The following is a 13019-nucleotide window of genomic DNA, read 5'->3' on the forward strand; positions in this document are numbered from 1 at the left end:
GCATAACCAAGTACCCAATGACTGTTCAGGGCGCTCGCGCCCTGGAAGAAGAACATGCTCACCTGACCAAGGTCGTTCGTCCGAAGCTCAGCCAGGACATCGGTACGGCCCGCGAGTTGGGTGACTTGAAGGAAAACGCTGAATACCATGCCGCCCGCGAACAGCAGGGCATGGTCGAAGCACGGATTCGTGACATCGAAGGCCGGATTCAGAATCAGGTCATCATCGACGTCACGACCATTCCTCACACCGGTAAAGTGATTTTCGGTACCACCGTCGAGATCGCCAACGTCGAGACAGATGAAAGCGTCACTTACCACATCGTGGGTGAGGATGAGGCTGACTTCAAACTCGGCAAGATCTCCGTCGGTTCGCCGCTGGCCCGTGCCTTGATCGGTAAGGAAGAGGGTGACGTCGTCGCCGTCAAAACGCCAAGCGGCGTGATCGAGTACGAGATTGTCGAAGTTCGTCACATCTGAAAGAAGGCGCCCGCTGCATGCGGGCGCCATGCTTTGGCAACTGACCCAGATGCTTTGGGTCGGTGGCCTATGGTTGATTCATATCGGTTTGCAGCCGGCGTTGGGCCAGATCGGACTCGCGCCGCTGTTGATCGACGAAGTCGCCAGTGCATTCGAAGTGCTGGTGGTGGGGTTCGCCGCTCTGTGCGTGATCTTTCAGGCTTTGGTGCTGGTACAGGCCGAGGGCCTTGGCAGTCTATGGCGGGATTTTCGCGGGCAGGTGCTGTTGATGGCGTTGTACGCGTGCGCGATGTATGTCGCCGTGCGTGTCGGCTGGCCGGATGCGCAGCGCTGGCAGGTATTCAGTTATCTGGTACTGGGATTTTCCGGGCTGGTGCTGGTCATGCAGCCGGTGCCGGGATGGAGTGGCAGGGTGCGCGAAGCACACCCTTGACCCTGCGCATCACTTGAAGCGATGAACGTTCGACAGCTGCTTGTTGGCGCTGAAGTTCTTGCGGTAGACCAGAGCCATCTTGCCGATGACCTGGACCAGGTCCGCCTTGCCGACCTTGCACAGCTCGGCGATGTGCGCCAGGCGCGACTCGCGGTCGAGGATATTGAGCTTGATCTTGATCAGCTCGTGATCCGCCAGGGCGCGTTCAAGTTCGGCTAAAACACCTTCAGTCAAACCGTTGTCCGCCACCGTCAACACTGGTTTGAGGTGGTGGCCGATGGATTTGTACTGTTTCTTCTGCTCTGGAGTGAGCGGCATAATCTGACCCTTTCGTCTGGATTCTGTAAAATGGCGGCCATTTTACCCGAGGGTTCGTGGATCCGCCCAACTAATCACGACCCTAATCATCGAGGTGCCCAATGGCGCGTTCCAAGACAAGCCTTGGTTGGCTGAAAAGACATGTCAACGATCCTTATGTGAAGCAGGCGCAGAAGGATGGCTACCGCTCGCGTGCGAGTTACAAGCTTCTGGAGATCCAGGAAAAATACAAACTCATCCGCCCGGGCATGAGCGTGGTCGACCTCGGCGCGGCGCCAGGTGGCTGGTCGCAGGTCACCAGTCGGCTGATCGGTGGGCAGGGGCGTCTGATCGCCTCGGACATCCTCGAAATGGACAGCATTCCGGACGTGCATTTTATCCAGGGCGACTTCACTGAGGACTCGGTGCTCGCTGAGATCCTTGAGGCCGTGGGTAATTCGCAGGTGGACCTTGTGATTTCCGATATGGCCCCCAATATGAGTGGTACGCCCGAAGTGGATATGCCCAAGGCCATGTTCCTCTGTGAGCTGGCGCTGGACCTGGCGGAACGGATCCTCAAACCCGGTGGCAATTTCGTCATCAAGATTTTTCAGGGCGAAGGGTTCGATGTTTATCTGAAGGATGCTCGGAAGAAATTCGACAAGATCCAGATGATCAAGCCAGACTCTTCCCGTGGCAGCTCCCGTGAGCAGTACATGCTGGCCTGGGGTTATCGCGGCGGTGATGCGTAAAACGAGGTTTTTCGGCGGGGCGATAGGTTTTTCATATTTCGCTCTGCAGGCATAAGCGAATATTGTGTAGAAAGTGTTTCACAAAGGGTTACAGACGGCGCCTGCCAGAGTTGTAGGTAATGTAGTAAGTTAGGCCGGTGAATATCATGCGAAGCGCGCGCCAGTAGCGGAGCTTGCTTCAGAGGGTAGTTAATTGAACGATATGGCAAAGAATCTGATCCTGTGGTTGATCATCGCGGCAGTCCTGGTGACGGTGATGAACAACTTCTCCAGCCCTAACGAGCCGCAGACCCTCAACTATTCCGACTTCATCCAGCAGGTCAAGGATGGCAAGGTCGAGCGCGTAGCCGTTGACGGCTATGTGATTACCGGCAAGCGCACCGATGGCGACAGCTTCAAGACTATTCGTCCGGCAATTCAGGACAATGGCCTGATCGGCGATCTGGTAGACAATCACGTTGTGGTTGAAGGCAAGCAGCCTGAACAGCAAAGCATCTGGACCCAGCTCCTGGTAGCCAGCTTCCCGATCCTGGTGATCATCGCGGTGTTCATGTTCTTCATGCGCCAGATGCAGGGTGGTGCCGGTGGCAAGGGCGGGCCGATGAGCTTCGGCAAGAGCAAGGCGCGCCTGCTCTCCGAAGATCAGGTGAAAACCACGTTGGCTGACGTTGCCGGTTGCGACGAAGCCAAGGAAGAAGTCGGCGAGCTGGTTGAGTTCCTGCGTGATCCGGGCAAGTTCCAGCGTCTGGGTGGCCGCATCCCGCGCGGTGTGCTGATGGTCGGCCCGCCGGGTACCGGTAAAACCTTGCTGGCCAAGGCGATCGCTGGCGAAGCGAAAGTGCCGTTCTTCACTATTTCCGGTTCCGACTTCGTCGAAATGTTCGTGGGTGTCGGCGCGAGCCGTGTCCGCGATATGTTCGAACAAGCCAAGAAACATGCCCCTTGCATCATCTTCATCGACGAAATCGATGCCGTAGGTCGCCATCGTGGCGCCGGCATGGGTGGCGGTCATGACGAGCGTGAGCAGACTCTCAACCAGTTGCTGGTGGAGATGGACGGCTTCGAAATGAATGACGGCATCATCGTCATTGCTGCAACCAACCGTCCAGACGTACTCGACCCTGCGCTGCTGCGTCCGGGCCGTTTCGACCGTCAAGTGGTGGTTGGCTTGCCAGATATTCGTGGTCGCGAGCAGATTCTCAAAGTGCACATGCGCAAAGTGCCAATGGGCGACGACGTTGCTCCGGCAGTGATCGCACGTGGCACTCCGGGCTTCTCCGGTGCTGACCTGGCCAACCTGGTCAACGAAGCGTCGTTGTTCGCTGCTCGTAGCGGCAAACGCATCGTCGAGATGAAAGAGTTCGAACTGGCCAAAGACAAGATCATGATGGGCGCCGAGCGCAAATCCATGGTCATGTCCGAGAAAGAAAAGCAGAACACTGCTTACCATGAAGCCGGCCACGCCATCGTCGGTCGCGTTGTGCCTGAGCATGATCCGGTCTACAAGGTATCGATCATCCCGCGCGGTCGTGCGCTGGGTGTGACCATGTTCCTGCCGGAAGAAGACCGCTACAGCCTGTCCAAGCGTGCGCTGATCAGTCAGATCTGCTCGTTGTACGGTGGCCGTATCGCTGAAGAAATGACTCTGGGCTTTGATGGTGTGACCACCGGTGCGTCCAACGACATCATGCGTGCAAGTCAGATTGCCCGGAACATGGTGACGAAATGGGGCCTGTCGGAAAAACTCGGTCCGCTGATGTATGCCGAAGAAGAGGGCGAAGTGTTCCTCGGTCGCGGCGGTGGTGGTCAGGCTGCGAGCTTCTCCGGTGAGACCGCCAAGCTGATCGACTCCGAAGTGCGCAGCATCATTGATCAGTGCTACGGCACCGCCAAGCAGATTCTCACGGATAACCGTGACAAGCTGGATGCCATGGCTGATGCGCTGATGAAGTACGAAACCATCGATGCCGAGCAGATCGACGACATCATGGCCGGCCGCACACCACGCGAGCCTCGCGACTGGTCGGGTGGCACCGGTACGCCTCCGCCACCTGTCGTGCAGGATGAGCGTCCGGAAAAACCGATTGGCGGTCCGGCTGCTGACGTTTAAGGCTTGAAATGACTTCTGTTCAGTCCCTGACCCGGTTGCCTTGCGGCAACCGGGTTCTTGATTTGGCCCGGACGCATGTCATGGGCATTCTCAATGTCACTCCTGATTCTTTCTCCGATGGTGGCCGCTATAGCCAGCTCGACGCGGCTCTGCGCCACGCCGAAGCCATGGTGTTGGCTGGCGCGACGCTGATTGACGTCGGCGGCGAGTCGACTCGGCCCGGCGCGCGAGCGGTTTCTCCGCTGGAGGAGCTCGAGCGCGTCGCGCCGATTGTCGAGCTGATCAATCGCGAGCTGGATGTCATCATCTCGGTCGATACTTCCACCCCGGCAGTCATGCGCGAAACCGCACGGCTCGGTGCTGGCCTGATCAATGATGTGCGTTCGTTACGTCGCGATGGTGCGCTGGACGCGGCGGCCGCGACAGGGTTGCCGGTCTGTCTCATGCATATGCTCGGCGAACCGGGGGATATGCAGGACAATCCGCGGTATCAGGATGTCACCCGCGAGGTCGCTGAGTTTCTCGCCGAACGCATGGATCAATGCGCGCAGGCGGGCATCCCTGCCGAGCGGATCATTCTCGATCCCGGCTTCGGCTTCGCCAAAACCCTGCAGCACAATCTAAGCTTGTTCAAGCACATGGAGGCCCTGCATGCGCTGGGTCGACCTTTGCTGGTAGGTGTTTCACGCAAGAGTATGATTGGCCACGCTTTGAATCGTCCCGTGGGCGAGCGTCTGCATGGCGGCCTGGCGCTGGCAGCGCTGGCGTCGGTCAAGGGCGCGCGGATATTGCGCGTCCACGATGTGGCGGAAACTGTCGATGTAGTGCGAATGATCGCGGCCGTAGAATCAGCCGAATAAGAATGATGGAGCACTTATGAGCAAGAAATATTTTGGTACCGACGGCATTCGCGGTCGCGTAGGTGAATACCCGATCACGCCTGACTTCATGCTCAAGCTCGGCTGGGCGGCTGGCATGGCTTTCCGCAAGATGGGTGCCTGCAAGGTGCTGGTCGGCAAGGACACGCGGATCTCCGGCTATATGTTCGAATCGGCACTGGAGGCGGGCCTGACCTCGGCGGGTGCCGATGTGATGCTGCTCGGCCCGATGCCGACGCCTGCCATCGCCTATCTGTCGCGCACTTTCCAGGCAGAGGCCGGGATCGTGATCAGTGCATCGCACAATCCGCATGATGACAACGGCATCAAGTTCTTCTCCGGCAAAGGCACCAAGCTGCCGGATGAATTGGAATTGATGATCGAAGAGTTGCTCGATACGCCGATGACCGTCGTCGAGTCGAGCAAGATCGGCAAAGTCTCGCGAATCAATGATGCATCGGGTCGCTACATCGAGTTCTGCAAAAGCAGTGTGCCTACCGGGACCAGTTTCGCCGGTCTGAAAATCGTCATCGATTGTGCGCACGGTGCCACTTATAAGGTTGCACCGAGCGTCTTCCGTGAGCTGGGTGCCGAAGTCGTCGTGCTGTCTGCTCAGCCGAACGGGCTGAACATCAACGATAACTGCGGTTCCACGCACATGGGGCCGTTGCAGGCTGCGGTGCTGGCTGAACATGCCGACCTCGGCATCGCTTTCGATGGCGATGGCGATCGCGTGTTGATGGTCGATCACACCGGCACCATCGTCGATGGTGACGATCTGCTGTTTATCATCGCTCGCGATCTGCACGAGCGCGGAAAACTGCAGGGCGGTGTTGTCGGTACGTTGATGAGCAACCTCGGCCTCGAGCTGGCATTGGCAGATCTGTCGATCCCGTTCGTTCGCGCCAATGTCGGTGACCGCTACGTGATCGCCGAACTCCAGGAGCGCAACTGGCTCATTGGCGGGGAAAATTCCGGGCATGTGGTCTGCTTCAACCACACCACCACGGGGGACGCGATCATCGCCGCCTTGCAGGTGTTGATGGCCCTGAAATCCCGTAACGAAGGTCTTGCACAAACCCGGCAGGCGTTGCGCAAGTGCCCGCAGGTGCTGATCAACGTCCGCTTCGGCGGCGGTGAAAGCCCGCTGGACCATCCGGCTGTCAAGGAGGCCAGTGCCCGTGTCACTCAGGCGATGGCGGGGCGCGGCCGCGTGCTTCTGCGCAAGTCCGGTACAGAGCCTCTGGTGCGCGTCATGGTCGAAGGCGAAGACGAAAACCAGGTTCGCGGCTATGCCGAAGAGCTGGCAAAACTGGTAACTGAAGTTTCTGCCTGATACGGCTTGCAAGCCATGAATGTGTTGGGTAACATCTGCGCCCACTTTGACCGACGAGGTACAGCATGCGTCGCCCTATGGTAGCTGGTAACTGGAAGATGCACGGTACCCGCGCCAGCGTCGCTGAACTGATCAACGGCCTTCGTCATCTGGCCTTGCCAAGCGGTGTTGATGTCGCGGTGTTCCCGCCTTGCTTGTATATCAATCAAGTGATTGATGGCTTGAAAGGCAAGTCGATTTCGGTCGGCGCGCAGAATTCTGCGGTGGAAGCCATGCAAGGTGCGTTGACTGGTGAGATTGCTCCCAGCCAACTGGTGGATGCAGGTTGTTCCCTGGTGCTTGTCGGGCATTCCGAGCGCCGCCAGATTCTCGGCGAGCGAGACGGGATGCTGAATCGCAAGTTCGCAGCGGCACAGGCATGTGGCTTGATTCCGGTGTTGTGTGTAGGGGAGACCCTCGAGCAGCGCGAAGCCGGAAAAACGCTTGAAGTTGTCGGGCGTCAGCTGGGCAGCATCATCGAGGAGCTGGGTGTCGGTGCATTTGCCAAGGCAGTGATTGCTTACGAGCCGGTCTGGGCCATTGGTACCGGGCTGACTGCAACGCCGCAACAGGCTCAGGATGTGCATAAGGCCATTCGCGAGCAGTTGGCGGCAGAGAATTCTGAAGTCGCACGAGGTGTGCGGCTTCTATACGGCGGCAGCGTGAAGGCGGCCAATGCGGTCGAACTGTTCGGCATGCCGGATATCGATGGGGGGCTCATTGGTGGAGCTTCCCTGAATGCAGATGAGTTCGGTGCGATCTGTCGCGCCGCGGGAAACTGAAAAAATGCTGGAAACAGTCGTAGTCGTTTTTCATCTGCTGGGTGCATTGGGCGTAGTTGCTCTGGTTTTGCTGCAGCAGGGTAAGGGTGCGGACGCTGGCGCGTCTTTCGGAGCAGGTGCTTCAAATACTGTGTTCGGAAGCCAAGGTTCCTCTACCTTTCTTAGTAAGTTTACTGCTATACTTGCCGCCGGTTTCTTCATAACCAGCTTGGGGTTAGGTTACTTTGCTAAAGAGAAGGCTCATCAGCTGACTCAAGCAGGTCTGCCAGATCCAGCAGTTTTGGAAGTACCTAAGCAACAACCGGCTTCTGATGATGTCCCGGTGCTTCAAGAGCAAAAGTCGGCTACTCCAGCGACTGACGTGCCTCCAGCTCAAGAGCAGAAGTAAGAAGGGTTTCAACGTAGTATTGCCGAGGTGGTGGAATTGGTAGACACGCAACCTTGAGGTGGTTGTGCCCATAGGGTGTAGGGGTTCGAGTCCCCTTCTCGGTACCAATTAGTCAGGAGAGCCCGCTGTTGCGGGCTTTCTTGCAGGTGGAAGGTTACATTGACCCTAAAAGGGATCGGTCGTATACTTCCGCCCCAGCTTTGTCGCGGGGTGGAGCAGTCTGGTAGCTCGTCGGGCTCATAACCCGAAGGTCGTCGGTTCAAATCCGGCCCCCGCAACCAGTTTAAGGAGCCCCTTTTAAGGGGCTTTTTGTTAGCTGGATACTTTCAACGCCGCTGTTCGACGGCGTTTCAAGGATGGGCGTTATGCCCATTTTTTTATTTTGCAAAGCATGCACATATCATGCACTAGGGGGTTCAGGTGTCGAGCAAGCTAGAAGAGTTGCAGGCCTTGCTGGCCCCGGTGGTCGTGGCCCTGGGCTATGAATGCTGGGGTATCGAGTTTTCGGCTCAGGGTCGTCACTCGATGTTGCGCGTTTATATCGATAAAGAGGGTGGCGTGCTGGTGGACGATTGCGCCATTGTCAGCCGTCAGATCAGCGGTGTTCTGGATGTTGAAGATCCGATCTCCGTTGAATACACCCTTGAAGTTTCCTCGCCTGGCATGGAGCGCCCGCTGTTCACTCTTGAGCAGTTTGCCAAATTTGCCGGTGAACAAGTGAAGATCAAGCTGCGCTCGCCTTTCGAGGGTCGACGCAACTTTCAGGGCCTTCTGCGCGGTGTAGAAGAGCAGGACGTCGTGGTGCAGGTAGAAGACCACGAGTTCCTGTTGCCGATCGATATGATCGACAAGGCCAACATTATTCCCAGTTTTGACTGAGACGCGGATCCCGCGGATCCAATGGCTTGCGAAAGGCGAGGCGTACGATGAGCAAAGAAGTACTGCTGGTTGTTGAGTCGGTATCCAATGAAAAGGGTGTACCGGCAAGCGTAATTTTTGAAGCGCTGGAGCTGGCTCTGGCCACTGCTACCAAAAAGCGTTTCGAAGACGAAGTGGACCTGCGTGTGGAAATCAACCGCCACACCGGTTCCTACGAAACCTTCCGTCGCTGGACGGTCGTCGAAGAGAATGATCTCGACGATCCGGCCATCGAGACCTGGCCAAGCAAGGTTGCCGAAACGCACCCTGGCGCCAAGGTCGGTGACGTCGTCGAAGAGAAAATCGAATCCATCGAGTTCGGCCGCATCGCTGCACAGACTGCCAAGCAGGTCATCGTGCAGAAAGTTCGCGAAGCCGAGCGCGCTCAAGTGGTCGACGCCTATCGCGAGCGCCTGGGAGAAATCATCTCCGGCACCGTGAAAAAAGTTACCCGCGACAACGTGATCGTCGATCTGGGCAACAACGCTGAAGCGTTGCTGGCCCGTGAAGACATCATTTCTCGCGAAACCTTCCGTGTCGGCGTGCGTCTGCGTGCGCTGCTCAAGGAAATCCGCACCGAGAACCGCGGCCCGCAGCTGATCCTGTCGCGTACCGCGCCGGAAATGCTGATCGAGCTGTTCCGTATCGAAGTGCCGGAAATTGCTGAAGGCCTCATCGAGGTCATGGCCGCCTCCCGTGATCCGGGTTCGCGCGCCAAGATCGCCGTCCGCTCCAAGGACAAGCGCATCGACCCACAAGGTGCCTGCATCGGTATGCGCGGTTCGCGCGTCCAGGCGGTATCGGGTGAGTTGGGCGGTGAGCGTGTTGATATCGTGCTGTGGGACGACAACCCGGCCCAGTTCGTCATCAACGCCATGTCCCCGGCCGAGGTTGCGGCAATTATCGTTGACGAAGATGCCCATGCCATGGACATCGCCGTTGGCGCAGACAATCTGGCTCAGGCCATCGGTCGCGGTGGTCAGAACGTGCGTCTGGCCAGCCAGTTGACTGGCTGGACCCTGAACGTGATGACCGAATCGGACATCCAGGCTAAGCAGCAAGCAGAAACCGGCGACATCCTGCGCAACTTCATCGACGAGCTGGAAGTCGACGAAGAACTGGCTCAGGTGCTGGTAGATGAAGGCTTCACCAGCCTGGAAGAGATTGCCTACGTACCGGTGGAGGAGATGCTCAACATCGACGGCTTTGACGAGGACATCGTCAACGAGCTTCGTGCTCGCGCCAAGGATCGCTTGTTGACCAAAGCCATCGCTACTGAGGAAAAGCTGGCAGACGCCCATCCGGCCGAAGACCTGCTCTCGCTTGAGGGTATGGACAAGGATTTGGCGATGGAACTGGCGGTGCGCGGCGTAATTACCCGCGAAGACCTGGCCGAGCAGTCTATTGACGACCTGCTCGACATCGACGGCATTGACGATGATCGTGCCGGCAAGTTGATCATGGCCGCCCGAGCCCACTGGTTCGAGTAATTAGGCGCGGCCTGAGGAGAGAAGTGCATGACGCAAGTCACGGTGAAACAACTGGCCGATGAGGTCAAAACACCGGTAGAGCGCCTGTTGCAGCAGATGCGTGAGGCAGGTCTGCCGCACACCGCCGCCGACGAAAATGTGACTGACAGTGAGAAGCAATCCCTGCTGACTCACTTGAAGAGCAGTCACAAGGCGAAAGTGGAAGAACCACGCAAGATCACGCTGCAGCGTAAAACCACCAGCACCCTTCGTGTGGCTGGTAGCAAGAGCATCAGCGTTGAAGTTCGCAAGAAGAAAGTTTTCGTACAGCGCAGCCCGGAAGAAATCGAAGCCGAGCGCAAGCGTGAACTGGATGAGCGTCGCGCAGTAGAAAATGCTGCCCGTCAGAAGGCTGAAGAAGAAGCCAAGCAACGCGCCGAAGAAGAAGCGCGTCGCCAGCCTGCTGCTGCGCAAACCGCTGCCAGCGACGCCGTTGCGGCGCCGGCTGCTGCTGCCGAACCTGTTCGCGAAAGCGCACCGGTGGCTGCTGCTCCTGCTCCATCGGCTGACGTTCGCAACAAGCAGAACGAACAGCGCCGTCCGGACAAGCCACGTGCCGACGACAACAATCGTCGCAGCGGCGGCGGTGATGGCGAGCGCAAAAACGCTCCGCATCGCGCATCGGTCAAAGAAAAAGCGCCGGCACCACGTGTGGCGCCACGCACTACCGACGAAGAAAGCGATGGCTTCCGTCGTGGTGGTCGCGGCAAGGCCAAGCTGAAGAAGCGCAACGCCCACGGTTTCCAGAGCCCGACCGGCCCTGTCGTGCGTGACGTGCAGATCGGCGAGACCATCACGGTTGGCGATCTGGCCAACCAGATGTCGGTCAAAGCGGCTGAAATCATCAAGTTCATGTTCAAACTGGGTACTCCAGCGACCATCAACCAGGTGCTTGATCAGGAAACTGCTCAACTGGTAGCCGAAGAGCTGGGCCACAAAGTGACCCTGGTCAGCGACACCGCTCTGGAAGATTCCCTGGCCGAGTCCCTGAAGTTTGAAGGTGAGTCGTTCTCCCGTGCACCAGTCGTGACCGTAATGGGTCACGTTGACCACGGTAAGACTTCCCTGCTCGACTACATCCGTCGTGCCAAGGTAGCTGCTGGCGAAGCCGGCGGTATCACCCAGCACATCGGTGCATACCACGTTGAGACTGATCGCGGCATGGTCACTTTCCTCGATACCCCGGGTCACGCTGCGTTTACCGCAATGCGTGCCCGTGGTGCCAAGGCGACCGACATCGTGATCCTCGTGGTTGCAGCGGACGACGGCGTGATGCCGCAAACCATCGAAGCGGTTCAGCATGCTCAGGCAGCTGGCGTGCCGCTGGTGGTAGCAGTGAACAAGATCGACAAGCCGGGCGCCGATCTCGATCGCATCCGCAGCGAGCTGTCGGTTCACGGCGTGACGTCCGAAGACTGGGGTGGCGACACGCCATTCGTTCCGGTTTCGGCGAAGATGGGTACTGGCGTGGACGAGCTGCTTGAAGCCGTTCTGCTGCAGGCCGAAGTTCTCGAACTGAAAGCTACTCCGTCGGCTCCTGGCCGTGGTGTGGTGGTTGAATCGCGTCTCGACAAAGGTCGCGGCCCAGTCGCAACCGTGCTGGTTCAGGACGGTACGCTGCGTCAAGGCGACATGGTCCTGGTCGGTTCGAACTACGGCCGTGTACGTGCCATGCTCGACGAGAACGGCAAGCCAATCAAGGAAGCAGGTCCATCCATCCCTGTCGAGATCCTCGGCCTGGACGGTACCCCGGACGCTGGCGACGAGATGAGCGTGGTTGCCGACGAGAAGAAAGCCCGTGAAGTGGCTCTGTTCCGTCAAGGCAAGTTCCGCGAAGTCAAACTGGCTCGTGCTCACGCCGGCAAGCTGGAAAACATCTTCGAAAACATGGGTCAGGCGGAGAAGAAGACGCTCAACATCGTCCTCAAATCCGACGTCCGTGGTTCGCTGGAAGCGTTGAACGGTGCCTTGAATGGCCTGGGCAACGACGAAGTCCAAGTGCGCGTCGTGGGTGGCGGTGTCGGTGGTATCACCGAATCCGACGCCAACCTGGCACTGGCTTCCAACGCTGTACTGTTCGGCTTCAACGTGCGTGCCGATGCCGGCGCTCGCAAGATCGTCGAGCAGGAAGGTCTGGATATGCGTTACTACAACGTGATCTACGACATCATCGAAGACGTCAAGAAAGCCCTGACCGGCATGCTCGGCAGCGATGTTCGCGAGAACATCCTGGGTGTGGCCGAAGTGCGTGACGTGTTCCGTTCGCCGAAGTTTGGCGCGATCGCCGGTTGCATGGTGATCGAAGGTGTTGTGCACCGTAACCGTCCGATCCGTGTACTGCGTGAAGACATCGTTATCTTCGAAGGCGAGCTGGAATCCCTGCGCCGCTTCAAGGATGACGCTTCCGAAGTGCGTGCCGGCATGGAATGCGGTATCGGCGTGAAGAGCTACAACGACGTCAAAGTCGGCGACAAGATCGAAGTCTTCGAGAAGGTTCAGGTTGCTCGCAGCCTCTGACTCGCGCACTTCAAGGGCCACGATGGGCCGTAGCATGCAAATGCACGGCACAGCGTCCGGACTCTAAACGCAACGCCCGGTCTGGCTTTTGTCAGGCCGGGCGTTTGCCGCTTTCAGACCTTGCGGGTTTCACCGCTGGGCAGTAACAGGTAACAAATCATGGCAAAAGAATACAGCCGTACCCAACGTATCGGCGATCAGATGCAGCGCGAGCTGGCGCAACTGATCCGTCGCGAAGTCAAAGACCCGCGCGTCGGCCTGGTCACCATCACCGCTGTGGAAGTGTCCCGTGACGTTGGTCACGCGAAGATTTTCATCACCGTGATGGGCCAGGACAACGCTGAAGACATCGCGCAAAGCATCAAGGTGCTCAATGCCGCCGCAGGCTTCCTGCGCATGCAATTGGCCCGCGAAATGAAGCTGCGCAGCGTGCCGCAATTGCACTTCCACTACGACGAATCCGTCGTGCGTGGCGCGCACCTGTCGGCGCTGATCGAGCGCGCCGTCGCTGAAGACAATCAGCACGTCGCCGCTCCTGCACCTGAAGACACCAAGGAGTAA

Annotated in this window: 13 protein-coding genes and 2 tRNA genes; 14 read left to right on the forward strand and 1 reads right to left on the reverse strand. The window is 58.2% G+C overall.

The window, feature by feature from the left end; all coding sequences use genetic code 11:
- The first annotated feature begins 2 nt into the window (after positions 1 to 2).
- Both greA and ACZ0AZ_RS12735 read left to right on the forward strand, forming a co-directional pair.
- Positions 3 to 479 (forward strand): transcription elongation factor GreA, encoded by a 477-nt coding sequence (gene greA, locus ACZ0AZ_RS12730; RefSeq protein ID WP_038861135.1) that lies wholly within the window; start codon positions 3 to 5, stop codon positions 477 to 479.
- A 28-nt stretch (positions 480 to 507) separates the two neighbouring features.
- The gene (locus ACZ0AZ_RS12735) at positions 508 to 912 is read left to right on the forward strand and encodes a hypothetical protein (RefSeq protein ID WP_016771762.1); all 405 of its coding nucleotides are present in this window, start codon (positions 508 to 510) and stop codon (positions 910 to 912) included.
- A gap of 9 nt (positions 913 to 921) precedes the next feature.
- On the opposite strand, the gene ACZ0AZ_RS12740 is transcribed toward ACZ0AZ_RS12735, so the two are convergent.
- Positions 922 to 1230: a YhbY family RNA-binding protein gene (locus ACZ0AZ_RS12740; RefSeq protein WP_016771761.1), complete on the reverse strand. Its 309-nt coding sequence runs from the start codon at positions 1228 to 1230 to the stop codon at positions 922 to 924.
- Between the two features lie 101 nt (positions 1231 to 1331).
- On the opposite strand from ACZ0AZ_RS12740, the gene rlmE reads away from it, so the two are divergent.
- The 12 genes from rlmE (at position 1332) to rbfA (ending at position 13019) form a co-directional block, all read left to right on the forward strand.
- A complete protein-coding gene (gene rlmE, locus ACZ0AZ_RS12745; RefSeq protein ID WP_016771760.1) occupies positions 1332 to 1961 on the forward strand; it encodes a 23S rRNA (uridine(2552)-2'-O)-methyltransferase RlmE in 630 nt (209 codons plus the stop codon).
- Positions 1962 to 2163: 202 nt separating this feature from the next.
- Positions 2164 to 4071 (forward strand): ATP-dependent zinc metalloprotease FtsH, encoded by a 1908-nt coding sequence (gene ftsH, locus ACZ0AZ_RS12750; RefSeq protein ID WP_016771759.1) that lies wholly within the window; start codon positions 2164 to 2166, stop codon positions 4069 to 4071.
- An 8-nt stretch (positions 4072 to 4079) separates the two neighbouring features.
- On the forward strand, positions 4080 to 4931 hold the full coding sequence (gene folP / locus ACZ0AZ_RS12755) for a dihydropteroate synthase (RefSeq protein WP_463537505.1): 852 nt from the start codon (positions 4080 to 4082) through the stop codon (positions 4929 to 4931).
- Between the two features lie 16 nt (positions 4932 to 4947).
- On the forward strand, positions 4948 to 6285 hold the full coding sequence (gene glmM, locus ACZ0AZ_RS12760; protein ID WP_130000120.1) for a phosphoglucosamine mutase: 1338 nt from the start codon (positions 4948 to 4950) through the stop codon (positions 6283 to 6285).
- Positions 6286 to 6350: 65 nt separating this feature from the next.
- Positions 6351 to 7106, forward strand: coding sequence for a triose-phosphate isomerase (gene tpiA / locus ACZ0AZ_RS12765; RefSeq protein ID WP_041477932.1), 756 nt, complete (start codon positions 6351 to 6353; stop codon positions 7104 to 7106).
- Between the two features lie 4 nt (positions 7107 to 7110).
- Positions 7111 to 7494: a preprotein translocase subunit SecG gene (gene secG / locus ACZ0AZ_RS12770; protein WP_016771756.1), complete on the forward strand. Its 384-nt coding sequence runs from the start codon at positions 7111 to 7113 to the stop codon at positions 7492 to 7494.
- Positions 7495 to 7515: 21 nt separating this feature from the next.
- Positions 7516 to 7601, forward strand: a tRNA-Leu gene (locus ACZ0AZ_RS12775).
- A 97-nt stretch (positions 7602 to 7698) separates the two neighbouring features.
- A tRNA-Met gene (locus ACZ0AZ_RS12780) sits at positions 7699 to 7775 on the forward strand.
- Positions 7776 to 7914: 139 nt separating this feature from the next.
- The gene (gene rimP, locus ACZ0AZ_RS12785) at positions 7915 to 8373 is read left to right on the forward strand and encodes a ribosome maturation factor RimP (RefSeq protein WP_007973115.1); all 459 of its coding nucleotides are present in this window, start codon (positions 7915 to 7917) and stop codon (positions 8371 to 8373) included.
- Positions 8374 to 8420: 47 nt separating this feature from the next.
- Positions 8421 to 9902: a transcription termination factor NusA gene (gene nusA, locus ACZ0AZ_RS12790; RefSeq protein ID WP_024011569.1), complete on the forward strand. Its 1482-nt coding sequence runs from the start codon at positions 8421 to 8423 to the stop codon at positions 9900 to 9902.
- Positions 9903 to 9929: 27 nt separating this feature from the next.
- The gene (infB, locus tag ACZ0AZ_RS12795; protein WP_024011570.1) at positions 9930 to 12458 is read left to right on the forward strand and encodes a translation initiation factor IF-2; all 2529 of its coding nucleotides are present in this window, start codon (positions 9930 to 9932) and stop codon (positions 12456 to 12458) included.
- 159 nt (positions 12459 to 12617) lie between these two features.
- A complete protein-coding gene (gene rbfA / locus ACZ0AZ_RS12800) occupies positions 12618 to 13019 on the forward strand; it encodes a 30S ribosome-binding factor RbfA (RefSeq protein WP_016771753.1) in 402 nt (133 codons plus the stop codon).

It is taken from the genome of Pseudomonas sp. AC239 (assembly GCF_979258545.1).

Excerpts from the sequence above, each read along its gene's own strand:
- rbfA (WP_016771753.1), top strand. The coding sequence starts at position 12,618 with ATGGCAAAAGAATACAGCCGTACCCAACGTATCGGCGATCAGATGCAG.
- nusA (WP_024011569.1), top strand. The coding sequence starts at position 8,421 with ATGAGCAAAGAAGTACTGCTGGTTGTTGAGTCGGTATCCAATGAAAAG.
- infB (WP_024011570.1), top strand. The coding sequence starts at position 9,930 with ATGACGCAAGTCACGGTGAAACAACTGGCCGATGAGGTCAAAACACCG.
- ACZ0AZ_RS12740 (WP_016771761.1), bottom strand. The coding sequence starts at position 1,230 with ATGCCGCTCACTCCAGAGCAGAAGAAACAGTACAAATCCATCGGCCAC.
- secG (WP_016771756.1), top strand. The coding sequence starts at position 7,111 with ATGCTGGAAACAGTCGTAGTCGTTTTTCATCTGCTGGGTGCATTGGGC.
- tpiA (WP_041477932.1), top strand. The coding sequence starts at position 6,351 with ATGCGTCGCCCTATGGTAGCTGGTAACTGGAAGATGCACGGTACCCGC.
- glmM (WP_130000120.1), top strand. The coding sequence starts at position 4,948 with ATGAGCAAGAAATATTTTGGTACCGACGGCATTCGCGGTCGCGTAGGT.
- ftsH (WP_016771759.1), top strand. The coding sequence starts at position 2,164 with ATGGCAAAGAATCTGATCCTGTGGTTGATCATCGCGGCAGTCCTGGTG.
- folP (WP_463537505.1), top strand. The coding sequence starts at position 4,080 with ATGACTTCTGTTCAGTCCCTGACCCGGTTGCCTTGCGGCAACCGGGTT.
- rlmE (WP_016771760.1), top strand. The coding sequence starts at position 1,332 with ATGGCGCGTTCCAAGACAAGCCTTGGTTGGCTGAAAAGACATGTCAAC.
- ACZ0AZ_RS12735 (WP_016771762.1), top strand. The coding sequence starts at position 508 with ATGCTTTGGCAACTGACCCAGATGCTTTGGGTCGGTGGCCTATGGTTG.